The sequence below is a fragment of the Euzebyella marina genome, assembly GCF_003687485.1.
GTDB classification, from domain to species: Bacteria; Bacteroidota; Bacteroidia; order Flavobacteriales; family Flavobacteriaceae; genus Euzebyella; species Euzebyella marina.
In genome coordinates this window covers 2,029,931-2,056,747 of record NZ_CP032050.1, presented here as the reverse complement: position 1 = coordinate 2,056,747, position 26,817 = coordinate 2,029,931, and the positions used below count along the sequence as shown (strand labels likewise).

Here is a 26,817-nt window from a genome sequence, read left to right as displayed (position 1 = left end):
TTTAAAAAATTGATTTAAAGTTTGTTAAAATAATAAATAATTAAAAAGAGTTGGCCGTCAATTTTATTTTATGTTCACCCGGTGTTAATCTCACGCTTTTAAAAGCTGTGCTAACCTTTTGCCCATTATGGGTAACCACCATTTCATTCATATCTTCCAAAACGAAGTCAGCTACCATATTTGCGGGTATAGAAATGGTATAAGTTTTCAATCGACTGTTCACTTTTTTATAATCGGCTTTAATGGAACCAAGTATTGTGGGGACTTCAATGGTACTTTCATTCAACCCTGCTAGTTGCGGACGAATTTGAGCTACTTTAAAACCAGCTTCTTTTGGTTGAATACCCCATAGTCTGCGAGGAATTATATTGGCAGGCACAGCCCCCCAAGCATGGTTCCAATCGGCATTAGGTTTGTATTTCATATCCCAGGCCTCCAAGGTAATGGTAGAACCGATACGAATCATATTATACCAACTTCTATCAGAGGTTGAAGTCAACAAATCAAAAGCATAATCACTTGCTCCGGCCCGGTAAAGCCCATCCATCAAATACTGGGCTCCATAAACACTACAGGCCATTCCTCTCGACTTTATAAACTCGATTACCGATTTTTCATGTTCTTTTGGAACAATACCAAAAGCCAAAGGCATCATATTGCCATGTATGGAAGAATGGTTGGATCCCTCACCATCTACATAAGCGCCTGTCTCCTTATTAAAAAGCTTTTCATTGATCGCCTTTTTGGCCTTTAAGGCCAGTAATTCATAATCTAATGCTTCATTCTCCCTACCCATTATTTTGGCAAACTCTGCCATTATAAGCATGTTTTGGTAGTAAAAACTATTCACTACGGTATTGTATGGCTTAAAATCGAAACCATCGCGTTCGCCAGTTACATTCGGGTCGCCTCCCCAATTGGCGGGTGGCCAATCAACTATATCTCTAAAAGTTTCTTCCAAATCGTCGGGAAAGCCCAACTTTTTCATGAGTTCAGGGGTCATTCTTGTTGATGTGATCAGCCCATCTTCGCGTGCCAGTTCGTAAAGGGTCTTATGCTTTAACCGGTCGTAATATTTCTTAATCAGCTCAGTATTGCCGGTATACATATAATCGGCATGAAACATCAATGCCACATGTTGCTGCCATTCTGTGGGCCAAGTGGGGTTTTCCATAAAATATTCTATGGTCTGGCGAGCAATCGCATATTCGCGGTCTGTTGTATAGTGGCTCAATTGATTGAGATAGGCATCGGCCTCATACGGAATTCGCTCCCGGTCTCCATCTACATAAAGTCCGTTGAAGGTAGTTGCCTTGATCGAGTATTTACATAAATTCCAAACCTGGTTCAGAATATCATTATCACTTTCAAAGCCGCTGGTATCATCCTCCCAATAACTATGATAGGCCAATTGAACAAAATCTTGGGATGAAATAGGATTTTCTGCCCCCTCTATTTCGGCATATCTAAATGGCATCAGCACAGGAAAGCCCTCTGGCAAGGGCAATGCCTTACCGGGCAAGGTGTTTCTTTTATCTTTTCGTATGGGGAGTAGGTACTCGGTTTGATTGGGTGTAACCGGTACTTTAATCTCTTGATAGCGAATATGGCTTCGTTTCTCAGGCTCTCTATTGATATGGCTATTCTTTAATTGCTCGCCAATTCTAAAAGTGAGCGTATGAGCCTTCGTAGCCCTATAATTGAATTTAAGTGTGGCAAAAGCATCCTTTCCAAAATCTATAAAAAAGAAATTTTCTCTTTTTTCGAACGCTTTTGGGGTAATGGTATCCACCTGAAATCTATTGCCCGTTGTAATGTTCTTTTCGATTTTATCAGATGTGGTAAACTCTTGAGGTTGCGAATAGGCCGTTAACCGGTTGTCTTCGTCCCAAATTCGAACCTTCCAATAATAGGTTTTTCCGGCTTGGAGTTTTTCCGCCTGTTCTATATTGGTTGATTCACTTGAACGTACTTGACCGCTGTTCCAAATATCACCTAGATTCTTATCTACATTTTCTTGGGATGAAGCTACAAGAATCTGATATGCTAATTGATTCACAGCCGTTTTTGGTACCTCCCAACTATATTCTGGTTGCAAGTCAAGTACCTTTAGACCTTCCGGCTGTCGAATCATCTCCACGGTCAGCTCTGTCGGCCCTTGAGAATAGGCATCGCTATATTTTTTGATTAGCTCGTTTGTTTTGTTCCTAAAGGCTACCAATATGGATTCATACTTCGAATTAGCCGCTAAATTTTGAATTTCCTCCGGATCATTCTTTAGAAAATAAAGCTCCTCTTCCGATTGGTCATTGACGTACCTAAAATATTTCCAGTCTTTAGTACGTACACCTTCGCTGGGTGGTATATGTTCAAATTCCCATAAATGCTCAATCAATACGGTATCTCTTCCCAAATTTTTATCTTCACCCTTTATTAAGGGCATTAGGCTTTTGCCCTGCCATTCAGCAGGGGATGAAAGTCCGGCCAAATCTAAAATAGTCGAAGGTACATCTACGTTCAAGGCGAGAGCCTCGCTATCTTTTTGCTTTCTTTGTCTTGGGTCAAAAACTATCAAGGGTACCCGAACCGAATTGTCATAAAGCAACCATTTACCCGCTAACTGCCTTTCTCCTAAAAAGTATCCATTATCACCCATTAGAATAATTACGGTGTTTTGTGCCAACCCTTTTTTCTCAAGAAGATTTCTAATTTTTCCCAATTCCCGGTCAATGCCGGAAATCATTCGGTAATAACCTTTTACACTATGTTGATACTTTTCTGGTGTATCGTATCGCCAGTGCCATCGGGTTCGATTGAAGCCTTCCCTTACAAATTCAGGTTGCTGCAAAAAATACTTCTCTTCGCCCAATACCGGTGGTGGAATAGTGGTATCAGCCAAAAGATTATTGCTTTCTTGTTGCCAGAAATACTGGTCTTCGGCAGCATCATGTGCGTGCGGGGCGCTAAAACTCAAAGACAGGCAAAATGGCTCTTCTTTCGAAGTCTTCTCAATAAAATCAAGGGCCTGCTGCCCAGTGTAGCGAGTTAAGTGAATGGTATCGTTTCCGATAGTTTTATAGAAATAGCCCCTTTTATCTTTAAACGACCCATTTCGGTCATAAGATTCGTATTCGTGAAATTGTTTGTTCAAAGAATCATAACGAACGCCATACTTGCCAAAAAAACCTGTTTTATACCCATTCTCCTTCAATATACGAGGGTACGATTGTGCCATATAGGAAGGTCTTATATTTCCTGTCTGAAAGTTATAGCTGTGGGTTCGTTCGTATAGACCGGTTAATATACTTGCCCTACTTGCTGCGCAAATAGGTGTTGTAACCATGGCATTGCTAAAATAGGTTCCTTCTTTGGCCAACCTGTCCATCTCTGGAGTAGAAATCAATTTATTACCGGCATAACCAAGAGCATCAAAACGTTGGTCATCTGTGAGTATAAATATGATATTCGGTCTTCTAGTTTCTGAAGTGGTTTGACCAAAAAATGGACTTATAGTAAATAGAGATAAAAATAGGGTGACTAAATGGGCAATGCGAAAATGTGTCATCGTTTGTTGGCTGGGTGATAGGTCTAATACCTTCGGACAACAGGACTTTTTCAAAACTGCCTGCTCCGTTTCTAACTTACCAATTTAGTTCTCTAAGGGTATCCTGTAGTGTCCTGAATTTCAACATTTTTATCAGACCGAATATTCCCGTTCTATTTTAAGTGGAAAGAAGTACAGTTTTCAACCCTCGGAAACAAGCTGGGAAGCAAAAGGCTGTTTATACAACCTCTTACCCGTCACTTTATAAATAGCATTTGCCAAAGCTGCAAATATGGGCGGGAAAGTTGGTTCACCAAGTCCGGTGGGGTCTACTTCATTTTCTACGAAATGTACCTCAATTTCTTTTGGAGCTTCATTCATGCGAATGAGACGATACGTGTCATAATTACTTTTGGTGGGCGCCCCATTTTCAATCGGCATCTCGCCATATAAGGCATTGCCGATTCCGTCAATGATACCCCCTTCGGCCATATTTACCGCTCCATCGGGGTTAATTACGATTCCACAATCAAGGGCACACACCACTTTTTGTACTTTTGGTTGCCCATCGACCATCTCAAAATCAAGTACTTGAGCAGCGTAACTGTTATGACAATAATAGGCGGCCACCCCCCTATTTTTATTATTGGTTGCCCACTGCGACTTTTCCCTAACCAACTTCAAGACCTCTGCATACCTTACTGGGTCATAATCGTTAGTAACACCTTCCAAGGGTTTTTTAATGGCCCTATCAAGCAGTTCTAAACGAAAATCGATGGGATCTTTACCTGCAAGTTCGGCAACCTCATCTAAAAAAGACTGCTCGGCCGCCGCCATAAAATTGGAACGTGGCGCCCGAAAGGAACCCACTGTAATATTACTATCGATGGTCCAATCTTCAGCGAGATAATGATCTACCGCACCGGCAGGAAATCGGTTTTCGTACATGGGGCTCTCGGGAATTCCACCAGCATTGACATGATAGGCCATCAAGTGGTTTTTATCATCGAGACCGGCCTTGATTCGAATCATGTAGGAAGGGCGATAAATACCGTCGGTCATATCATCTTCTCGCGAATAGATAAGTTTCACGGGAGCCTCCATACGTTGTGATATCAGAGCTGCTTCTACCAACCAATGCGCATAAGAGCGACGGCCATAACCGCCGCCCAAACGGGTCATTTTGATCTCAATATTCTCCAAAGGAATTCCTGTTCTGGCGGATAACGTCTGTTCGGTGAATTCAGGTTTCTGTAGCGGACCTACCAACTCGGCCCTTCCGTTTTTGACATCGGCAAAGAAGTTCATTGGTTCCATACAATTATGGGCCAAAAACGGTGCTGTATACATACGCTCAATGGTTTTGGTCGCACGCCCAAAAGCCTCTTCGGGGTTTCCGTCTTTTCTTCGCACCTCACCCCCTGTCCTTGACATTTTTTCCATAGCCCGATAATGGGCATCAGAACTTTCAAGGCCGGACGGGGTGTGTTGTTCCCAGGAAGTTCCGAAGCGGTCGCGAATATCGGTAGAGCTAACTATAGGTTCGCATTCGATTTCTAATTCTTTTTTCGCTTGCATTACCTGCCAGGTAGATTCACCAACGATAACCGCCACTTCGTTAAAAGTACGGGTATCAAAAAACGTTTTCACGTAGTCATCATTGTAGACCTTGACACTAAAAATATCTCTAATGCCGGGCATACTCTTAGCCTTGGAGTCATCAATAGACTTAATTCTCAAACCAAACGCAGGAGGGTGAACAATCATTGCTATCAGCATACCTTCTCGATGGGTATCAACCCCAAAAAGCGGTTTGCCCGTTACAATTTTTTGGCCATCTACATTCTTTTTAGAACGACCAATAATCTCAAACTCACTCAACTCTTTGAGAGCAACCTCTTCCGGCACTTCTAAGGTCGAGGCGGCCGAAGCGAACTCACCATAACTGCCACTGTGATTACCTGCCTCATGCATAAGACGACCATTGCCCGTTTCTATTTCTTCAACAGGAACATTCCACTTTTCGGCAGCAGCCATTTTCAACATATGCCTTGCGGAGGCTCCCGCCATTCGCAAACCTGGCCAACCGAGCCTGATCGCTTGGCTTCCGCCTATGAACTGTCTTGTGAAAGCATCGGTATCGAGAGGTGCTTGCTCTACGGTTACGTCGGCCCAATCGACATCGAGTTCATCAGCGATAATCATGGGCATTGAGGTCTTAACATTCTGCCCGCCTTCCGGATTAGGAGACATAATAGTTACCACGCCATTATCGGCTATTTTCAAATAGCCATTTATTTTAAACCATTCCTTTGGAGCACTGTCAATGGAATTTTCTTTAGAACCATTAGGCTTACAAGCATTCAAGAAACTAAAACCTAATATAAGAGCCCCACTACCCATACCCGCATTTTTGATAAAGGAACGTCTTCCCATTTTAATTTTTGTAGTCGGCATAATTCTTACTTTAGGTTTAAACTTTTTAGTCACTCGATTGCCCCATCTTCTTAAATATATCTGGCATCGTTTCTTTATCTATAGGCTTCATGTCTATTAACTCTAGCTTCTTGACCATTTTTAAAGTTGCTGTTTTGTAATGCTTGAAATGTGGTGATTTCAGATGCTCTTCATAGGCCTTTCTATTGGCATAGATTTCCAATAATCGAATCTGGTTCTTGTTCTCTTCTATGTACATGGGATAGATGCAGATCACCCCCTTTTCCAATCGTACCGAAGCTTCAGCTTCCTCTTTTAAAATAGCCAGATAATCCTGTAAATGTTCAGGATAAATTTCAAGTGCGGCAATTCTCACCATCATGCTCGCATCAGTGAAATCATCTGTACTTTTTTCTACGGTCTGACCGACGAGTGATGAGAACATCAGCATAAGACCCATGATTACCATCGAAAACCGGAACCCTATTTTCGTACCACTCATTTTCATTGATCCAAATGTTTCTTCAGGAAATCGATAACCTTGGTACGAATATCATCCGCATCGAACATTTCACCGTAATGGGGCGCATCCTTAACAATGATCAATTCATTTTCAATACCCTTTGTGGTAAGCCACGAGCTCATTAATTGTGAGTGCCTAGGGTGTACCATATCGTCCTTTTCCCCATGAATAATAAGAAATGGAGGGTCTCCTTTATCAATGTATGTGGTGGGGCTAGCAATTTTGGCCAAATCAGGGCGCTTCACCGGTGTTGCACCGATAAGCAAAGCTTCGGGTGACTCGGGGTCATTCGCACCAGGAAACAGTATCAATTCAGCCGGGCCGTAAAAATCGACTACCGCCTTAAATTGAAAATCATCGTTCGTTCCCGCCATGAAAAATTCACCAACTTTATTATTTTTTGAGAGCCCCATCATAGAAGCTAGGTGTCCACCAGCTGAAAAGCCCATCACCGCTATCCTGTCCGTGTCAAAACCATATTCATCAGCATGGTCGACCAAAAATGATACCGCTGCATTACAGTCTTGTATCTGAGCTGGAAATTTTGCCTGTGTTGCAAAACGATAGTCAATGGATGCCAGGGCATACCCACTTTCTATAATTTCCGATACGGTCTACTTCATGTAGCCTATATCGGCATATTTGTCGTTTACGATCCAGCCACCGCCATGAACAAAAACAATAAGAGGCATTCTTTTTTCAGGCTTGGGAGGTAAGTAAATATCCAAGAGATGCTTTTTAAGTGTATCGTTATTGTAATTGATATTACCATGCAGTACCGTACCCTTCGGAAACCAATCGATTACCTTATTCTCTTGGCTGCATGACCAACTTAAAAAGCCGAATACAAAGCAAATAGTAATTATCCCTTTTTCTCTCATATAATGGTTCACTATCATTTTCGCCCCCTTTCCTTCCTCTAAAAATTTACTAGCCTACTAATGGAGGTTTGTCGGTTATGAATGGCTGCCTGTAGTGCCTTCGACCCGTTGCTTTGTACATGGCATTGGCCAAAGCTCCAAAAACTGGAGGAAATGGCGGTTCTCCTAAACCGGTCGGGTCAATTTCATTCTGCACGAAATGTACCTCAATCGAATCAGGTACTTCTTTATGACGAATAATTCGGTAACTATCAAAATTTTGTTGTTGGGGTTTTCCATCGACGAAGGTCAATTCGCCATACATGGCGTTCCCTATCCCATCTATTATGGCTCCCTCGGCCATATTAGCGGCCGCATCAGGGTTAATTACAATGCCGCAATCAATCGCACAAACTACCTTGGTTACCTTTGGCTGACCGTCTTCCATCACCATATCCAAGACATGGGCAGCGTAACTATTATGACAGAAATAAGCGGAAACCCCTCGATGGACTCCAGGGTCGCTATTTGCCCAATTTGACTTTTCCCGCACCAATTTCAGCACACCAGCCAAGCGCTCAGGGTCGTAATCATTGTTTTCTCCTACAGGATTGCTCTTTACTTTCTCCAACAATTCCAATCTAAAATCAATGGGATCTTTACCCGCGGCTTCTGCCACTTCATCTAAGAATGATTGTTCGGCACCGGCCATAAAATTGGAACGGGGAGCGCGAAAAGCACCTATGGTAATATTGGAGTTGATCTCCCATTGCTCTGCTTGATAATTCGCTACAGCACCGGCAGGAAAGCGGTTGGCGAACAAAGGGGTTTCCGGTACACCACCAGCTTTCACCTGAAAGGCGACCAGATTGTTTTCTTCGTCGAGCGCTGCTTTATAGCTGGCCATATATGATGGCCTATAAATACCAAAGGTCATATCATCTTCTCGAGAGTAGACCAGTTTTACGGGTGCTTTTGCCTGTTTTGATATCAAGGCCGCCTCAATGGCATAATGACCGTAAGCCCTTCTACCAAAACCACCGCCCATTCTTGTAAGCTCTATATTTATTTTTTCCAACGGAAGGTCTAGCCTTGAAGCCAAAGTGGCTTCTACCAATGAAGGTGCCTGAACCGGGCCGGCCAACAGAACTTCGTCATCGGTTACATGGGCAAAGAAATTCATGGGCTCCATACAATTGTGGGCCAAGAACGGACAACTATAACTTCGCTCAATAGTTTTCGCAGCGGTTTTAAAAGCACTTTCAGGCTGACCATCTTTTCGTGCTACCGTAGCGGTTTTTGATAGCATGCCGTTCATTTGCTCGTAATGAGCTTCAGTACTCTCTAACCCATCCGGTACCTCAACTTCTATCTCAGTACCGAACCTATCTACCTTATGACTTGATTTTTCAACGGGCTGCCATTCTACCGTGAGCTGCTTTTTCGCATTCATCACCTGCCACGTAGATTGACCAACGATTGCCACTAAATCGGTGAAGGCATTGGTATCAAAATAACCACGGGTCATACCCTCTTTGAGCGTCTTGATTTGAAAGACATCGACAATGCCCGGCATTTTCTTTATGGAATCGGCATCAAAAGATTTCAACTGTAGCCCAAAAGCGGGCGGATGCACGACCATTGCCGTAAGAGCCCCCTCATATTGATAATCGATACCGAACAGCGGCTTGCCAGTAACCAGCTTTTTGTTTTCAACGCTTTTCTTGGAATTACCTACAATCGTAAAATCTTTTACCTCTTTTAATGAAACTTCTTCCGGAACCTCTAAAGTGGAGGCCTAAGCAGCCATTTCACCGTAACCTGCCGATTTATTGGTTGCCTTATGTTTCAAAATTCCTTCTGATACCGAAATCTCCGTAACCGGTACCTGCCAATTTTTTGCCGCCGCTTCTTTCAACATGTGTTTGGCGGTCGCACCGGCCATTCTCAAACCTTCCCATCTTCGGCGAATACCCTGGCTACCTCCCGAAAACTGCCAACCATAATTATCGGCATCGAAATTGGCCTGTTCGACGATTACATCTTTCCATGCAACATCTAACTCTTCAGCAACAATCATCGGCATCGAGGTAATAACCCCTTGACCGAATTCAGGATTAGGAGCCATTATCGTTACCATACCATTATCACCTATTTTGAGATACGAATTGATATCGAACCACTCTTTCGGCAATTCTCTCTCTACTATTCTGGTAGCTTCATTCTGTTTGCATGAGTTAAAAATGCTAAAGCCCAAAACGAGTCCGCCACCCGCCAAGCTCGTGTTCTTTATAAATGCCCTTCTTCCTATATGTGTTTTAACCGTTTTCATGGGATAACTTTTAAAGTATGATTATGAATCGCCCTGAGCGGCCAATTTGACCGCCTTTTTTATTCGTGTGTAGGTACCACAGCGGCAAATATTCCCGTTCATGGCACTTTCAATCTCAGCATCCGTAGGGTTAGGATTGTTTTTCAGCAAAGCCGAAGCGGTCATAATCTGACCGGCCTGGCAGTAACCACATTGCGGAACGTCTATCTCTAGCCAAGCTTTTTGAACCGGATGGTCACCGTTTTCCGATAAGCCTTCGATCGTGGTTATTTTTTGTTCGCCCACGGCAGATACGGGTAATTGGCAAGAACGCACCGCATTATCGCCTAGATGTACCGTACAAGCACCGCATTGAGCGATACCGCAACCGTATTTAGTTCCTACAAACTGTAAATGGTCGCGCAATACCCAAAGCATTGGAGTACTGGGGTCTACATCTACCTCGTGGTTTTTTCCGTTGATGTTTAATGAAAAGTTTGCCATAATTATAAAGATTCCTTTGAAAGTATTGAAAATTTGGGTCTTCCTACTTATAAATTTCAAACAAGACCTACAGTTTTAAGTTTATTTTTAGAAATTTTAACAATTAAAAATTAAAATCCGTTTTGCTTCAGCCAATCTCGTACTTCGTTTTGTACCAGATGTTTTCTTTCATCTTTAATCGCCAATAAAATACCATCGCGCTCAATTCCGCCCTTAGTAGTGTAACCTTCCTTTACGTTACAGTTTTCACATAATTGCCTTACCTGTTCAAAACTACTGCCCACGCCGTAACCGGCATTGGTATTAAAGGGTAAGACCGTTTTTCCCTCCAAGTCATTTGACTTTAAAAAGCTTTTCATTGGCGGAGGCAATTTCATACCCCACGTTGGAAAGCCCAAAAAAATAGTTTCGTACTGTTCAAGATTTACTTTGGTTTTCAAAGGCGGTAAAAATCCGGTCTCGTTCTCTTTGGCCACCTGAGAAACAATCTCCTGATAATTTTCTGGATACGGAGTTTCAAGTTCGAGCGCCACCAAATCTCCCCCCACTTCTTCCTGTATCATTTGAGCTACTGTTTTGGTATTTTGTGTTCTTGATAAGTAAAGAATTAAATTCTTTTCTGAAGTGGCAGGAGTGGTTGAAATCGGACTATGCCCAATTGTCTCTAACGATAGGCAAAAGGATAGAAAAAGAAATAGGATATACTGAATTTTCATGAGTGTACGATTAGTTAATGAAGTTCTCTAGCCTCTACGGCTTTTTGAATAATATCCAATCTTTCCTTCTTTGGGTCTTTTTTGGCAACCCTGCTTATACCAAATGCTTCCTGTTTGAATAATCTCAAGTTCCCGGTCCTTTTTCCAGGATCCGCTCATATGCACAAATTTTGCTTTTTCATGGAATAAGTTAGCCAGTTTGTCAACATCCTTTTCCGCCATCCATTGCCATTTTTGTTTGGAAAGTTCTTTAATCTCGGTTTGAATGTCTGCACCTTGCGAGAATAGAGAGGTGCTACTTATGACTATAAAGAAAACTACTACAAAATTCTTCATTTTATATGTGTTTTAAATGAGCTCTCTCAAAAATACAAACCGCTCATTTCAATTTACATACCCATTTTACGGAAATACCTACCCACATTACGGATTCACATTTCTTTATGCTATTTATTTGGGAGGCAAATGTTAACTTTATCAAAAAAGGGACTGGCATGAACGATATTGTGGATTTGTTTACGATAAACGATTATTGCTCCGGACTCAATCTTTCGGCACTACATCCTTTGGTGAGTGTCATCAATCTTAATGATGGTGAATGGTCTGTAAATAAAAAAGCAGGGGCAGTACGGTACCACTTTTATGCCGCATTTCTAAAGCAGGGGCAAAATTGCATATTGAAGTATGGTCGACAAAACTACGACTATCAAGACGGTACATTAGTATTTCTTGGTCCGGGCCAAGTAGTCGATATTTCAAATTTGGATACTAATATAAAGCCTTCGGGGCATGCACTATTGTTTCACCCTGAATTGATTCGCGGTACACACCTAGGTAATATAATAGAGCGTTATTCCTTCTTTTCCTATGAATTACATGAGGCACTGCACCTCTCTTTAAAAGAAAGGCAAATAGTACTCGATTGCTTCGATAAAATCTCCTATGAACTCTCACAGAATATTGACAAGCATAGCAAAGGTGTCATTGTCTCAAACATCGAATTGTTCCTGAATTACTGTAACCGGTTTTATGACCGGCAATTTATAACTCGTGATTCGGCCAACCTTGGTGTCATTGAGCAATTTGAATCTTCACTGAACGCCTATATCCGAACAGGTAAGGCCCGAAAGGAAGGGATGCCATCGGTGAGCCATTTTGCCCAAGAACAGCACCTATCGCCCAACTATTTTGGTGATTTGGTTAAAAAGGAGACAGGAAAAAGCGCGATGGAATTTATTCGGTATAGAGTAATTGAAATTGCTAAGGATAAAATCTTTGATCCCGATAAAACCATTAGCGAAATTGCCTATGAGTTGGGTTTCAAGCATCCGCAACATTTTACACGGCTATTTAAAAGTAAAGTGGGGTACTCCCCAAGCGATTATCGGATGTTGAATTGATGAAGTAACTACTGAGACCTATCTACTTTTTCAGAACGAAATTCGGTAGGACTCAGCCCAATATTCCTTTTGAAGAAATTACTGAAATGAGTCGCTTCTTTAAAGGCTAGAACCATAGCTATTATATGAATTGGCCATTGGTTTCTCCTTAACAACCTTTTTGCCTCCTTTAAGATGGCCTGGTTAATATTCTCTGTGGTAGTATGACCCGTTAAAAGCTTTACCGACCTATTCAGGTGGTTCACATGAATATTAAGTTCATTGGCAAAGTCAGAAGCTGTTCGAAACTTTATAATCTGTGAAGGCTCATTTATAGGAAACTGTCCTTCCGATATATTCAAAAAGTTACGTCCTATTTCAAGATAGGTTTTCGGCTTGGAGGGTTGGAAGGAACTCATGTAGGCATCTATTTATAAACCGGTGGCCTTTTCCATCTGCTCCGTATACCTATCACCAACAATCTTAATTTCAGCTGAAGCCCTTTCAATTTCTTGTAATTCGGAAACAGACAGTTCAATATTTGCAGCCTTCAAGTTTTCTTCTAAGCGATGTAATTTTGTAGTGCCGGGAATGGGAACAATCCAAGGTTTTTGATGTAAAACCCAAGCCAATGCAATTTGCGCTGGTGTTGCGTTTTTTACCATAGCATATTCATGTAATAGTCTCAATAATACTTTGTTTGCCTCTCTAGCCTGCTCTGTATATCTTGGCAATACATTTCTAATATCGCCCTCCTCAAATTTGGTTTCTTCATCGATTTTACCTGAAAGAAAACCTTTGCCCAACGGACTATAAGCCACCAACCCGATGCCCAATTCTTCAATGGTCGGTATAATTTCAGCTTCATGTTTCCGCGTCCACATCGAGTACTCACTTTGCAAGGCCGTGACAGGTTGTACGGCGTGGGCCTTTCTGATAGTATTCGCACCAGCTTCCGACAGGCCAAAATGTTGCACCTTACCTTCTGCAATCAAATCTTTTACGGTGCCGGCCACATCTTCTATCGGAATGTTCGGATCCACCCGATGTTGGTAAAATAAATCAAGGGTTTCTACCCGCAATCGTCTTAAACTTTCCTCGGCCACTTTTCGAATATTCTCTGGCCGACTATTCAATCCTTCCATTTTTCCATCAATAAAATTGAATCCAAATTTGGTAGCAATTTTCACCTTCCCCTTAAAAGGTTCTAAGGCTTCGCCGACCAAAAGTTCATTCGTATATGGCCCATATACCTCGGCCGTATCGAAAAAGGTAACCCCCAAATCAACAGCCTTACAAATGAGCTGAATCATTTCTTCGGTACTTTTAGCAGGACCGTAACCAAAACTCATACCCATACAGCCGAGCCCCATAGCAGAGACTTCTAAGCTTCCTCCTAACTTTCTTGTTTTCATTATTCTTTATTTTTAATCAATAAGATTGGTATTTTTGAAAGCCCTCAAACCTTAAGACTTCTTCTAATTATCTAGTTTTCTGGAAACGCCGTCGTAATATTCTTGTGAAAGTACCTCGGTCCATACCGTAGGGGTTTCACCACCATAAATTGCCAAATAGGTCACGTCGTTTTTCTTTGAAGATGAATGCCAGTGCTCTGTGTCTTTTTCACATCTAATAACATCTCCTTCTTTCAAGATCATAGGCTCTTTACCTCTCTCTTGATAATAACCTTCGCCCTCTACGATTACCAGTACTTGTACCGATTCGTGCTTATGCCAATCAAGGGTAGAATTTGCCTTAAAAGTGGCCTTGGTGATGTTATAGCTTAAATCATCGTCTGCTTCCAAAACATGGTTCAACCAGGCTTCCCCGATATAATGGGTGTTGGGCGCCTTGTTACCTTCGGTTAAATAGGAAGAAACAGTGTAATCTGAATTTTGAGCAGATAGAGCGGCTGAAAAAGACAAAAGAGAAAATAGAACTAATTGTTTCATAATAGTATTGTTTTAGTTTATATGTTAAGCCAATAAGTCAACTTTAAATTAATAGATCTAAACCTCGGACTATACGGACTCGTAAAATAATTATCATTGTACACCAAGTACAAATCTGACAATGGGGCAAAACGCCATTGCAACCGCGAGTTGATTCCGAAATTCTCCTGCCGGTTGCTGTATTGTGCAAGGGTCGTCCAAAACACGCTTTTGCTGAAGGTAATTTCGGAACGTAAAGTCGCAAAGAAAATATTGGCATCTGCATAGGGATCGGGCAATCGAATTCCGTTGTAATCCAATCCCAAACTTATTTGTGCTTTGGGCTGAATTCGTAAACCTACTTGGCCACCTACCGCCGTGATTTCTCCGTTAAAAAACCTTCCGATAGTGGCAGTACCCCCATAAGTGAGTATGTTGCTGTTATTGGATTGATATTCAAAACTTAACTGATTGAAATGATAGCCCTGGTCGCCAGGCAATGGGGTAGCCCCAAGAGTTCGAGTAGGGTCAAAAGCACCCGTCAAAAAGATATAGTTATTGGTGAAAAAAGCCTCTGCGGATGCCTGATTCTTAAAATCGGTTTCCCAACTTAAGCTCAACCTACGATCCGTATTTTGATAATCTAAACTTGGTCGCCAATACATCACCGACAAGGCGCGAATACCATGGGTATTGAAAATTCCTTTTTTTGGATAGGCAATGTATTGAATGCCATTACCCCATTTTAAAATGTCGGTTCTGGGCACAAAACCTAAATCTGCCCGAAAATCTTGGTCTATATACACCAAGTCTTCAATAATTCGCCAGTTTCTCGGATTGTACGTCACCGTGGCCTGTGATGATAAGTTTCCTTTCGAATCGTCGGGTTGAAATGATTTGTGCAAATAGAATTTTCCGTTCCAGATGTTATCGGCAGAAGCCAAGTTGTAATCAACACCCACCACCCTGTTGTAATTTTCCTCAGGAGTTATATAATCTTCGTCGCCTACCACTTGGCGGTTTACCCAAAACGCACCAATATTTGAACGAGCCCCAATCTTACGTTGTACGGCCAGCATCATGTTATTGTTAGATGCTATCTCATTCCCTTCGTCCCGTGCGGTCTGAAGGTTTAAAAAGCCCAAACGCCAATCTTTATTTAGTTTACCACTTAAACGCGCACCACCGATGATATCGTTCTGTATCAAATTACCATCGGCATCACGGGCCAACCCTATCCTCCTAGAAAAAAAGGGTCTAGCTTCGTTAAATGAATTACCAAAGTTTTCAAAAAGGTCGCTATTGTCAATAAAAAATTGACGCTTTTCGGGTAACCTAACTTCAAAGCGCGTTAAATTGGTGAAAATATCATCAACCTCAACATTGGAAAAATCAGGATTCAGGGTCAAGTCTAAATTCATTCCGTTGCCAATAGAAATCTTGGCATCGCCACCGGTCTTAAATTTGGTTTCACTTTCGTTGATCGAGTAGTCTTTATCGGCCAACAGGTTGATGTAAGGAATAAGAGCTATGGGCATTCTCGATTCGCCTAACGGTTTTTCAAAGGTAAGTTCACCCATATAGGCCAAACTGGACAGTAATTGCTGCTGCGGCACTTTGACCCAACTGTCTTGCTGATTTACCTGATTATTCCATCGGTAAGGGCGAAACCGCCACGAGGTAGTTCCTTCGGGGAATTTCATCGAAGTGAAGGGTATGGCGACCTCGATTACAAAATGGTCATCAAACCGGGTCGCTTCGGCCTGCCACTTAATGTCCCAAGTGTTATTAAAAGTGGTTCCACCGTCAGAAACCAATCCTTCTCTTAGAACTCCATAGGGGGTGACCCCAAAAAAATACGCAGTGGTACCATCACTAAAGGTGTCGAACAACAACGAAATATTGTCATTGGTGGTCGCCCCGAAATCTCTTTTTAAACTAGAAACCACATAATCACCCGGTGCTTTCTCCGCATAAATACCAATATATAAATGCGTGTCTGAATACAACACTTTTACCTGTGTACTGTGTTCAGCCGACACTTGGTCTGATGGGAAAAATTGTTGAAAGTCGCCCGCAACTTCCGCTGTTTGCCAAATGGGCTCGTCCATTACCCCATCTACATTGATGGCTTCGGAAACGTGTTTTGCCTGAATACTTTTAAATACATCTTGAGCAAAAGAATACCCAGGGAATAAACACAGAAGAATGAGGTAAAGGCCTTTTGAAATATATCCGTTTTTGGTCACCACCGCTTTCTAGAATTTAGTTTTACCAAAAATATTCATCAGTACTACACGAGGTAATACCCAGATTACGGATATTCCTACCATTTTTACTGAAAGCCCTTGAGCGATTGGCCAAGTAGATCAGGAAACTGAGAAGGGAAGCACTAAATTCTCATCATTTTCATTCGGTTCATCACCTCAATTTAGTGTCTCTTCTATCAACAACCATGTTTTTTTAACGGTCTGTTAATGCCGTTTCTGGGGCACGAACACCTATTAACGGAATTTTCTCTAATTCCGTTCTAAATTCTTGTAATTCTTGGACTGTGAATTGTATGTTCAAAGCGCCCATATTCTCTTTCATGTGGTGCAACTTGGTAGTACCTGGTATGGGTACGATATAGGGTTTTTGTTCCATCACCCATGCCAAAGCTATTTGTGCTGGGGTAGCGTCTTTTTTACGCGCCCATTCCCTCACCAAAGTTAATACCGGCATGTGGGCCTTTATGGCCTCAGGGGTGAAATAAGGTACCGATGAAAATCTTGAATCATCTGAAAAACGACTGTATTCGTTGAATTTATCTCCTAAAAATCCTCTATTCACTACGCCCCACGGTACAAAACCAATACCTAGTTCGCCACACGTATCAATAACCTGATTTTCCAAAACCCGTTCAATCATGGAATATTCACTCTGAACGGCCGCTACTTTTTGTTCGGCATGTGCCCTGCGAATGGTATCTGGCGCTACTTCCGACAGGCCAAAATGCAATGCTTTTCCTTCCTTAATCAATTCTTTTACCGTACCGGCTACATCTTCAACAGGTACTTCGGGGTCAACGCGGTGCAGGTATAATAAGTCGATACGGTCTGTGCGCAAACGCTTGAGCATACCCTCGACCGCGGTTTTTATGTTCGCCGGTTTGCTGTTTCTGCCACTTCTACTGCCCGAAGTTAGATTGAACCCGAATTTACTGGCAATGACCACTTGGTCACGAACCGGTTGTAGAGCCTCGCCCACCAATTCTTCATCGGTAAAAGGGCCGTACACCTCTGCCGTATCAAAAAACGTAACCCCTAAATCAACGGCACCACGGATTACGGGAATCATTTCACTTTTATCTCTTGGCGGATTGTAACTGCCACTCTTCATACTCATACAGCCCAAACCAATTCCCGAAACCTCAAGGTCGCCCAACATACGGTTAGTAGTATTGGTACTGGTACCGCTCATGTTAGTTTTGGTATTTTGCGCAACCACACCTAAGGTAGAAGACACTGTCAAGCCGGCCAAACCAAGGGCAGAACGAGAGGCAAATTCTCTACGACTGATTCCATTGTTATTTGAATGATTCTTTTTGTTTTTCATTATCTGTGTTTTTGTTATTTGTATTAAAGCGTATCCATATCAATTACAAATCGATATTTTACATCGCCTTTTTCTAGGCGTTCAAAAGCTTCGTTGACTTGTGAAGGTGAAATCACCTCTACCTCAGCGGTAATATCGTGTTCGGCACAGAAATCCAACATTTCTTGGGTCTCGGCTATACCACCAATGTTAGAACCCGCAAAACTGCGTCTGCCCATTACCACGTTGAAGGCTCCCACTTCCAAGGGTTCTGGTGGTAGGCCTACCAAAACCAAAGTACCTTCGATTTTTAACAACCCTAAATAGGTGTTTACATCGTGTTTGGCCGAAACGGTATCAATAATAAAATCTTGCGTACCACGATAGGCTTGCATTTCTTCTTCATTTTTGCTCAAGACCGCATAGTCTGCACCCAATCTTTTGGCATCTTCAACTTTAGCCGGTGAGGTGGTAAACACCGTAACCTCTGCACCCATGGCCTTGGCAATTTTAATGGCCAAATGGCCCAAACCACCAATACCTAAAACGCCTACTTTTTTACCGGGTCCGGCATTCCAATAGCGTAACGGGGAATATACTGTAATACCCGCACACAATAGCGGTGCGGCGGCGGCCAATCCAACAGTGCCATTGGCCAAATCTTTAAAATCTGGCATGTGCAACACGTACTTGTCTTCGCACACATAGGTTTTGGCAAAACCACCATAGGTCATTTTTCCTTCTAAATACTTATCGGGAGAATTGAACGAAAAGGTGGGGAATTCTTCACAGTATTGTTCGTGGCCTTCTTCGCAATGTTGGCAATGTCTGCAAGAGTCTACAATGCATCCTACGGCTACCAATTCACCTACTTTAAAATTAGTGACCTGGCTACCAATTTTGGTGACCTTGCCCACAATTTCGTGACCCGGTACAATAGGATAGGCCGTATGGCCAAAATCGTTATGTATTTGGTGAAGGTCAGAATGGCAAATACCGCAGTATAGCACCTCAAACTCCACATCATGGGGTTGCACTTCACGACGTTCAATGGTCATCTCATTTAACGGCTCGTTATTGGCCGTTGTTCCTAAGGCTTTTATCGTTGTTGTTTCCATTAATTTTTATTTATGCTTTGTTTAATTATATGAGGGATTTAAACCAAGACACTCGTTCAGGGTCTCTATGGTCAAAAAAATGACTTTTTTGGGTGTCCATTTCAGCGATAGTCTTCATTTCTGCTTCGGTTAGTTCAAAATCAAAAACATTGAAATTTTCTTTGATTCTTGATGGTGTAACCGATTTAGGAATGACCACTATACTGCGTTGTATCATCCATCGCAGAGTTACCTGGGCAACTGATTTTCCATAATTGCCCCCAATTTTCTTGAGTATGTCATTGTTGAAGAAATCGGATTGACCTTCGGCAAAAGGAGCCCAACTTTCATGTTGCACGCCTAGTTTTTGCATGGTCTTTTGGTCTTCTTCACGCTGATAAAACGGATGGGTCTCAATTTGGTTCAAGGCAGGTATAATGTCATTGAACTCCGCTAAATCCGTCAGCCTATCCGGATAGAAATTACTAACCCCTATGGCACGAATTCTACCAACTCGGTTCAGTTCTTCCAAAGCGCGCCAAGATCCATACACATCGTTAAACGGTTGGTGCAATAAGTAAATATCCAAGTAATCTAGTTGCAGCTTGTTTAAAGTGCGTTCAAAGGCCAATTTGGCGCGGTCATAGCCATAATCGGAAATCCATAATTTTGTGGTAATGAATATTTCATCTCTTTCGATACCACTTTCTTTAATGGCATCGCCCACCGCTTCTTCATTACCATAGGCCTGTGCGGTATCTATACTACGATAACCAGCATCCAAAGCCGCCAATACTGACTTTTTACATTCTTCGTAATCGGGTATTTGAAAGACCCCGTATCCTAAAATGGGCATTTCTACCCCGTTGTTAAAAACTACGTTTTGCATAAGTTAGAAATATAGTGTTTGCGTTAATCCTTTCTAGTTAGCCCTTCGCGGTGCAGTTTGAATTTTAACCAATGTTGGCCTTTCATATTTGCCTTTAAGTCATCTTGCAATTTTCAAGAGAACTTGGTCACTATTGATTTTTCAAAACATTAAATACTAATCATCTCTATCAGTCTTTTCGAGTGCTATCCCTAACTGTGTCTCTGTTTGATAGAATTACTAGTCTTAGATGGAAGTTTATTTAATTTTTAAACCTCGTTAGGGTTTTTGACTTTTTATCGAGTGGTGAAACTTTCCAGAAAGTAAAATTTACAGTTGACTTATTAATCCAGTACAAATGTAAGTGCCTTTGAAACCCAATTTAATACCCATATTACGGATGTTTGTACCATTATTACCGATTCGATGGTCGACAGGTGACAAGCATTGTTCAATCACTTATCTTTATCATATAATTCAATTTTTGATATGGAAAATGTGTATCATATTAAATCGGTAGCCGATTACTTTAACTGGCGAAATTCAAAACCTGATCACCCACTTATAGGAGTTTTAGATTATGAGAAATCAAATTCACATCCTGATTATCTATATGATAGCCTGCATTACGATTGTTATGCCGTTTTCTTAAAAATGGCCAAGAACTGTAAATTGAAATACGGCGGCGGAGAGTATGATTTTGATGAAGGCTCTATGGTCTTTGTTGAACCTGGTCAAAAAGTGGGATTAAGTTATGATCCCGATTATGTGCCTAAAGGCTATGCATTGGTTTTTCATCCTGATTTATTATTAGGCACCGATTTGGAACGTAAAATGAAAAGCTATAAATATTTCTCCTATAGTGTAAGGGAGGCATTGCACCTATCGGCTAGGGAACAAAGTCTTATTCTTAGTGTTTTGGACAAAATTCAGTACGAGTTAGAGCAAAACTTAGATAAGCACAGCAAAAAGCTGATTGTAAGTAATATTGAATTATTGCTCGATTATTGTCTTCGTTTTTACGACCGTCAATTTTTAACAAGGGAAATTCCGCATCAAGGTGCATTGCAAAAGTTTGATTCGTTATTGAGCGATTACCTTAATTCTGAGAAACCCCAAAAGCATGGTCTACCTTCGGTAGGGTATTTTGCCGACCAATTAAGTTTGTCTTCCAATTATTTCGGTGATTTGGTAAAAAAAGAAACAGGAAACTCTGCCCAAGAATACATTCAATCAAAATTGATAGATGTGGCCAAAAGCAAGGTTTTTGATCCCAACAAATCTGTTAGCGAAATTGCGTACGAGCTAGGTTTCAAATATCCGCAGCACTTTAGCCGCTTGTTCAAAAAGCAAGTTGGGCATTCACCCAAAGAGTTTCGTCATTTGAATTGATATAGTCTCTGATTTGACGCTAAAAAATGTGCAACTTTATAAATTACCGGAAAGTCTTGGCCCCTACCCTATTTTCCTTGAAAGGTCAAAAACATAATGCTATGCGCAGGAACGGATAGTTCACCCTTTGAAACGGAAACACCTTTGATATCGGGCATGGTCGTATCGGATTCTAACTTTAGAACTTTTCCATTTAATTGAATTTCTTTAGAAACCAATTCTTTTGCGGTAAGCAAATATTGCTCTGCATTTTGAGTCAAGTGAAAATCAACGGCCTTTTCTGAAGGATTGATCAGTAAAGCGGCATAACCGTTAGCACCTTTCAAATTATGGACATATACATTTATGCCCTCGATATTAATTGTCATATCGAAAACTTGGGTACCCATAAGTCTACCCCATAACAGGGCTGCCCAATAGTTCGGTCTTGGGTCGTGTGTGTCTTGCTCTAGCAAAGCATATTCGCTAGCAGCCAATGTATTGTGCATTACCACTTGAACACCTTTTTTTGCCAATCTGCCCATTTGTTCTAAATACCGGAAAGTATCAAGAAAAGTGACAGCCCAAGGATTCCCCCCACAGGCGGCTTCGGCCGTTTCGGTTAACCAAATGGGGGCATCTGGTAAGTAAGTGTCACGTACTTCTTCATAGAACTTTAGGCCATCTTCTGTTTTAGAGAGCCATTCATCATTTAAAGCGTTCTCTGGGCTTAATTGCCCCATACATCGTTGAGATACACCTCCATAGAAATGATAACTAAAAATATCAAATTCAGGAATAGGCTTGGCCGATAGAATTTTATCTGTGGTAATTGTAGAATCGTTACCCCCAAGTATACCTCCCTCCCCTGTTGATCCCGGCCCTAGTATTTTCATGTCTGGCGCAGCAACAGAGACATATTCTTTAAAGGCTTTAAAGTCGTTGGCATAATCAATGGCGTCATAATTTTCCGGTGCCCCACCATGACTTGAGTGAGACGGTTCGTTGAACATTTCAGATGCATATATCTCACCTTTGAGTAGGTTGGTATATTCCAATAAGGGTTTTATCTGTGCATTGGTCCAATTTCCTTTCTGATCACGCATTCCCTCACTTATGGCGAATGAAGTAACCAGTTTTGCATCTAAATATTGACAAAAATCGATAACGCCCTTCCATTCTTTTCGGGTCAAGACATTTTCGTAACCCTCTGGAGCTTTTGTCATTTTAGGTAGGTCATTATCCTGAAAATAAGTCGTATTTGCCCAAGTACCACTCACCCTAATATACATGGGGCCCAAAGCCGAAGTAAGCATCCTTAACTTCTCATCGTATAAATCAATGGCCGGTATCTTTCTCTTTAATGCTGAAAAACCCCTTGCTTTAACCGCTGCCGTATCGATTAAATCATAGGGAATCCAAAATTCCCCTCCCACTACTTCGCACATTTCTACATTTACCGATTGATACCGCTCCTCGACATCGGCGATATGTTTTAAGCTCTCAAGTTCAAGCTTAGGTGTTTTCAGTTCATCACTTTTAGTTTCTTTACAGGAATAAATGACTAGTAAGAAAGGGGTCAAGACTAAATATTTGTATCTCATAAAAAGGTGTTTAAGTTGGCATATTTGAAAATGTTAAAGGCTATATGAAGGCTTAATTTAAATCTTCGACTTAATGATGTATAGGGAGGTGCTTTCGAGCCCTAACTTTAACCAGTAACCCTTCCCTATTCTTAACCACTACAGAATCAATCAAATATATTAAAATTTTTTATTGTCTTTTAAAAAGACAATAAAATTTATCTTTGAAAATCATTAAAATGAAAAAGGCTAGATTTAATTTTGAATCAACCTATAAGTAATTGATGGGCTATGAGAATTTATGAAGCAGACGAACTAATTTCACAACTTTCTATTGATTGTACCATTTTTGGCTACCAAGAGAAACGGCTAAAGGTTCTCATATCACAATTAAATTTCAAAGGTGATTTCTTGGCCCTGCCTGCTGGTTTCGTTTATCAGAATGAAAGTATCGATCAGTCTGCACATCGCATATTGACAGAAAGAACAGGCCTCAAAGAAATTTATCTTCAACAATTTTGGGTGTTTGGTGAAAAAGACAGAAACTATTCAAAATTTATGGCCCAGCTGTTTGCCTTCAACCCAGAATTAAAGCCTAACGATGAAATGGGAAACGAGCGATTGACTTGGTTCTCAAAAAGATTCATCTCGATCGGCTATTATGCCTTAGTTGATATCAATAAAGTACAACTAAATAAAAGTGGTTTAGACCATTCATTGGAATGGTACGATTTTAATGAGCTTCCCGATTTGATATTTGACCACAACGAACAAACATCAAAGGCTTATAGGGCCTTGCAACTTAACTTAGATGAAAATCTTCTCGGTTTCAATTTGCTACCCGATAAATTTACCATGAAAGAAATTCAACAGGTCTATGAGGCCGTCTACGATCGCCCTTTTAGAAGAAATAACTTTCAAAAGAAAATGTTGGATTTAGGAGTTTTAGAACGTTTGGAAAAAAAATATACCGGCGCCAATAACAAAGCCCCTTATTTCTATCGCCTAAAACCTTCTACGCCTTAAAATTCACCTGCCACTTACCATCCTATTCCTCCAAATCAAAACGGTCACCTCTTGTAGTAGGTTGCGAGATAACCAAGAAGATTAAATCGACATTTTCATCATTTCTGATTCGGTGAACCGATTTAGGGGGTATATGAATGCCATTGCCTTCATCTACAACAACCGTTTCACCATCAATCTCAAAAGTAGCTTTACCACTCAGTATTCTGAAAAATTGTTGCGCTTTTTGGTGATAATGCCTTTTTTCAACTGTTCCAGACGGCATTAACTCTTCGATAATGCTTAAATCGGGTGATTTTACCAAATGCCACCCACAACACTCATCTCCCCATTTATAATGTTCAGCATACGATTTAGATATCTTCATTTGAGTCTTTATTTATCATCAGAAAAAGGATTACCTACTCCCCTTTTTACAGTTTCCTTTCCATAAAAAAACAGAAAACAACCTGCTCAAAAAGAATAGATTACAAGAAATACGATGGTGTACATCGCTTCTATTTTCCGAGTTCGTCGCAGACTTTTTCGGTTTCGTCTCATTTTCTCATTTGGCCCTACATCTCGCCCTACTTTTGAACCAAAATCTAATATAAACCTAAAATATATAAAGAGATGAAAACAATTAAAAAGTATGCACTTATCGGTGTCGCATTGATTGCCCCATTGGCCGCAATGGCCAATAACCCCATCGTTGAACTAAAAAAGTCAGAATCTAAAAAGAGTGTTCTTTTAGAGATTGGCAATTCGCAGGAAGAGGCAAAAATTACTATTCTAGACAACAATCTTCAGACCTTGTTCAAAGAAGAGGTCTATAGCAACTACTCTAAATCTTTTAATCTTGAAGAGCTAGCGGATGGCCGCTATTTATTCATGGTAAAGATGAAGGACAAATCTCTTAAGTACACCTTAGATGTAGATAAAAGCCAATTAACCATATTGGATACCAAAGAAGATGCCGCTCACGAAATTTTTCAGGCTAAAGATGGCCGCCTGAACCTTAGCCTTCTAAACCTTGAGAGAAAGCCTGTTCTTGTCAACATCATCAACCCAGATGGATATATTACCCACGAAGATAAGTTTGAAGGAGATTTGACGGTTGAACGCAGTTATAACTTTGAAAAGGCATTAAAAGGCACTTACGAGGTAGTGGTTGTACAAGGCGATAAGGTATATCGCCAAAAAATAAAGAATTAAGATTGATGTCGTAACTACGTCATTGTTTGTTATAGGTGACCTAGGGTATTTGCCCCAGGTCGCCTTGTTTATGAACCGAACTTAGATCAACTTTCTGAAGAGTTGACTAAATTAGTATCTTATGCTGTATTTGCCCAGATGATGAACTTCAACTTTAATATTCCGAAAAAATATAGAAATATCATTCCTCATATAGTGGTTTGGGGCATTTTGATTCTGCTACCTTTTCTTTTTGCATGGATGCGTGAAAACGAAAGTCCCCTTTCTGATAGAGATTGGGCCTTTTTATACCTCAACTCTTTCATGCTTTTTTTCTGGATGCTGTTCTTCTACCTGAACACACAAGTAATCATTCCCAAATTACTTTTTCGCGGAAAGTACCTTTTGTTCATCTTATTGCAACTGATCATGTACCTAGGTGTTTTGGGCGTGCGCCGGTTGGTCTTTCACTTATTTGTGAGCGATTCGATAGAATTTCAATTTTTAGGCTCTGCGTGGCATAATTCCATCGTATTTCTCTTGACCACACTTGTCAGTATCATAGTAAAAACGGTTCAGGACAGGGCAAAAACCGAGCAGTTGGTACAAGAGGCAAATAACGAAACCTTAAAATCTGAACTCTCTTTTCTTCGTACGCAGATAAGTCCGCACTTTTTGTTCAACGTACTCAACAATATGGTCGCTATGGCACGGTTAAAAAGCAATCAACTTGAGCCCACGATTCACAAATTATCTTCGATTATGAAGTACATGCTGTATCAAACAGAGGAGAAAGTGCTTTTAAAAAGTGAAATAGAATACTTGAAAAGCTACATTGAACTGCAACAGTTACGAATTGGTGACCGACTACAGCTTAATCTGAATATTCATGAAATAGAAGACTGGCACACCATAGAACCGATGCTTTTGATTCCGTTTGTTGAGAACGCTTTCAAGCATGGCACGGGAATGTTGAAAAAGCCGGAAATAGCCATTCATATCATTAGCGACAAAGGTCGCCTACATTTTGAGGTCAAGAATAGGTATGAGACCCAAAATACTACAAAAGACGGCGTTTCGGGTATCGGGCTGGCCAATGTTAAACGCAGGCTTCAATTACTATATGACGGCATGCACGAACTAGAAATAGATTCTGATGGCGAATGGTTTAAAGTAGATTTAAAGTTAACTTATAAGTCATGATCAGATGTATTGCGGTCGATGATGAACCATTGGCATTAAGCTTACTGGAAGACAATATTTCAAAACTGCCTTTTTTAGAGCTCGTGGGTACGTGCAATAATTGTTTTGAGGCTATGGAGCTAATGCAGAAAGAGCAGACAGACCTCATTTTTATCGACATTCAAATGCCTGGCATGACGGGCCTTCAATATATTTCTGGCCTAAAAGAACGTCCACTGGTCATTTTTATAACAGCCTACTCTCAATACGCCGTAGATAGCTACGATTTAGATGTTGTCGATTATTTGGTAAAACCTGTACCCTTAGACCGATTTATGCGAGCTTGCAACCGTGCGAAAGAGTTGAAAGAATTAAAGGAAGCGCCCAAGTCTTTACAAAAAAGCCAACCATCTGACCACTTCTTCGTAAATTCTGATCACAGTCAGGTGAAAATAAAATTTGATGATATCATCTGGATGAAAGGTTATGGGGACTATATCAAGTTTCATCTAAAAAAATCTGAACGACCTTTAGTGGTTCGAATGACCTTTAAAGAATTGGAAGGTCAGTTACCTGAAAATCTATTCATTCGAATACATCGCTCTTATTCGGTAGCTATTAACGAAATTACGGCGATTCGAAAGAATAGTATTTATTTGGGGGATAAAGAACTGGCCGTAGGTGAAACCTACCGAGATTCGGTACAGAATCTCACCCAAAGATAAAACGGAGCAATA

21 protein-coding genes and 2 pseudogenes are annotated in these 26,817 nt (G+C 41.0%); 6 read left to right on the top strand and 17 right to left on the bottom strand.

The genetic code is table 11. The features are described 5' to 3' along the window. Positions 1-40 precede the first annotated feature (40 nt). From D1013_RS08595 to D1013_RS08560, 8 genes and pseudogenes are all read right to left on the bottom strand, one after another. Complete coding sequence (locus D1013_RS08595) at positions 41-3,565, bottom strand: sulfatase-like hydrolase/transferase (protein ID WP_121848435.1); 3,525 nt, start codon at positions 3,563-3,565, stop codon at positions 41-43. A gap of 180 nt (positions 3,566-3,745) precedes the next feature. Then, positions 3,746-6,001 (bottom strand): xanthine dehydrogenase family protein molybdopterin-binding subunit, encoded by a 2,256-nt coding sequence (locus D1013_RS08590; protein WP_121850669.1) that lies wholly within the window; start codon positions 5,999-6,001, stop codon positions 3,746-3,748. Between the two features lie 25 nt (positions 6,002-6,026). After that, the gene (locus tag D1013_RS08585) at positions 6,027-6,488 is read right to left on the bottom strand and encodes a putative quinol monooxygenase (RefSeq protein WP_225621515.1); all 462 of its coding nucleotides are present in this window, start codon (positions 6,486-6,488) and stop codon (positions 6,027-6,029) included. Beyond that, positions 6,485-7,384: pseudogene (locus D1013_RS08580) on the bottom strand (alpha/beta hydrolase fold domain-containing protein). The gene D1013_RS08585 and the pseudogene D1013_RS08580 overlap by 4 nt, the downstream one beginning before the upstream one ends. A gap of 49 nt (positions 7,385-7,433) precedes the next feature. Then, positions 7,434-9,695: pseudogene (locus tag D1013_RS08575) on the bottom strand (molybdopterin cofactor-binding domain-containing protein). 21 nt (positions 9,696-9,716) lie between these two features. Beyond that, positions 9,717-10,178 (bottom strand): (2Fe-2S)-binding protein, encoded by a 462-nt coding sequence (locus tag D1013_RS08570; protein ID WP_121850667.1) that lies wholly within the window; start codon positions 10,176-10,178, stop codon positions 9,717-9,719. A 110-nt stretch (positions 10,179-10,288) separates the two neighbouring features. Further along, positions 10,289-10,894 carry a flavodoxin gene (locus D1013_RS08565; RefSeq protein ID WP_121848434.1) on the bottom strand — a complete coding sequence of 202 codons (606 nt, stop codon included), beginning with the start codon at positions 10,892-10,894 and terminating at the stop codon, positions 10,289-10,291. 27 nt (positions 10,895-10,921) lie between these two features. Further along, positions 10,922-11,230 (bottom strand): nuclear transport factor 2 family protein, encoded by a 309-nt coding sequence (locus tag D1013_RS08560; protein WP_205601284.1) that lies wholly within the window; start codon positions 11,228-11,230, stop codon positions 10,922-10,924. A 158-nt stretch (positions 11,231-11,388) separates the two neighbouring features. On the opposite strand from D1013_RS08560, the gene D1013_RS08555 reads away from it, so the two are divergent. Continuing rightward, on the top strand, positions 11,389-12,294 hold the full coding sequence (locus D1013_RS08555; protein WP_121850666.1) for a helix-turn-helix domain-containing protein: 906 nt from the start codon (positions 11,389-11,391) through the stop codon (positions 12,292-12,294). An 8-nt stretch (positions 12,295-12,302) separates the two neighbouring features. Here the strand turns inward: D1013_RS08555 and D1013_RS08550 are convergent, their stop codons facing one another. From D1013_RS08550 to D1013_RS08520, 7 genes are all read right to left on the bottom strand, one after another. After that, on the bottom strand, positions 12,303-12,692 hold the full coding sequence (locus D1013_RS08550) for a helix-turn-helix domain-containing protein (RefSeq protein ID WP_121848433.1): 390 nt from the start codon (positions 12,690-12,692) through the stop codon (positions 12,303-12,305). A 12-nt stretch (positions 12,693-12,704) separates the two neighbouring features. Further along, entirely contained in the window at positions 12,705-13,688 is a 984-nt protein-coding gene (locus D1013_RS08545) for an aldo/keto reductase (protein WP_121848432.1), read from the bottom strand. Between the two features lie 63 nt (positions 13,689-13,751). Beyond that, entirely contained in the window at positions 13,752-14,225 is a 474-nt protein-coding gene (locus D1013_RS08540; protein ID WP_121848431.1) for a cupin domain-containing protein, read from the bottom strand. A gap of 17 nt (positions 14,226-14,242) precedes the next feature. Further along, on the bottom strand, positions 14,243-16,453 hold the full coding sequence (locus D1013_RS08535; RefSeq protein WP_240467935.1) for a DUF5916 domain-containing protein: 2,211 nt from the start codon (positions 16,451-16,453) through the stop codon (positions 14,243-14,245). A 214-nt stretch (positions 16,454-16,667) separates the two neighbouring features. Further along, on the bottom strand, positions 16,668-17,801 hold the full coding sequence (locus D1013_RS08530) for an aldo/keto reductase (protein ID WP_121848430.1): 1,134 nt from the start codon (positions 17,799-17,801) through the stop codon (positions 16,668-16,670). 23 nt (positions 17,802-17,824) lie between these two features. Next, a complete protein-coding gene (locus D1013_RS08525; RefSeq protein ID WP_121848429.1) occupies positions 17,825-18,898 on the bottom strand; it encodes an NAD(P)-dependent alcohol dehydrogenase in 1,074 nt (357 codons plus the stop codon). Positions 18,899-18,923: 25 nt separating this feature from the next. After that, a complete protein-coding gene (locus D1013_RS08520; RefSeq protein ID WP_121848428.1) occupies positions 18,924-19,766 on the bottom strand; it encodes an aldo/keto reductase in 843 nt (280 codons plus the stop codon). Between the two features lie 468 nt (positions 19,767-20,234). Here D1013_RS08520 and D1013_RS08515 point away from each other — a divergent pair, with 468 nt between their 5' ends. Further along, positions 20,235-21,137 carry a helix-turn-helix domain-containing protein gene (locus D1013_RS08515; protein ID WP_121848427.1) on the top strand — a complete coding sequence of 301 codons (903 nt, stop codon included), beginning with the start codon at positions 20,235-20,237 and terminating at the stop codon, positions 21,135-21,137. A gap of 68 nt (positions 21,138-21,205) precedes the next feature. On the opposite strand, the gene D1013_RS08510 is transcribed toward D1013_RS08515, so the two are convergent. Next, positions 21,206-22,720 (bottom strand): hypothetical protein, encoded by a 1,515-nt coding sequence (locus D1013_RS08510; protein ID WP_121848426.1) that lies wholly within the window; start codon positions 22,718-22,720, stop codon positions 21,206-21,208. A gap of 270 nt (positions 22,721-22,990) precedes the next feature. Between D1013_RS08510 and D1013_RS08505 the strand changes: the two genes are divergently transcribed. After that, positions 22,991-23,725, top strand: coding sequence for an NUDIX hydrolase (locus D1013_RS08505; protein ID WP_121848425.1), 735 nt, complete (start codon positions 22,991-22,993; stop codon positions 23,723-23,725). Positions 23,726-23,747: 22 nt separating this feature from the next. On the opposite strand, the gene D1013_RS08500 is transcribed toward D1013_RS08505, so the two are convergent. Beyond that, the gene (locus D1013_RS08500; RefSeq protein ID WP_121848424.1) at positions 23,748-24,092 is read right to left on the bottom strand and encodes a cupin domain-containing protein; all 345 of its coding nucleotides are present in this window, start codon (positions 24,090-24,092) and stop codon (positions 23,748-23,750) included. Between the two features lie 245 nt (positions 24,093-24,337). Here D1013_RS08500 and D1013_RS08495 point away from each other — a divergent pair, with 245 nt between their 5' ends. The 3 genes from D1013_RS08495 (at position 24,338) to D1013_RS08485 (ending at position 26,805) form a co-directional block, all read left to right on the top strand. Beyond that, on the top strand, positions 24,338-24,919 hold the full coding sequence (locus D1013_RS08495) for a hypothetical protein (protein ID WP_121848423.1): 582 nt from the start codon (positions 24,338-24,340) through the stop codon (positions 24,917-24,919). Positions 24,920-25,021: 102 nt separating this feature from the next. Further along, on the top strand, positions 25,022-26,101 hold the full coding sequence (locus D1013_RS08490) for a sensor histidine kinase (RefSeq protein WP_162987849.1): 1,080 nt from the start codon (positions 25,022-25,024) through the stop codon (positions 26,099-26,101). Next, the gene (locus D1013_RS08485; protein ID WP_121848421.1) at positions 26,098-26,805 is read left to right on the top strand and encodes a LytR/AlgR family response regulator transcription factor; all 708 of its coding nucleotides are present in this window, start codon (positions 26,098-26,100) and stop codon (positions 26,803-26,805) included. Before D1013_RS08490 ends, D1013_RS08485 begins: the two co-directional genes overlap by 4 nt. Positions 26,806-26,817: the final 12 nt, after the last annotated feature.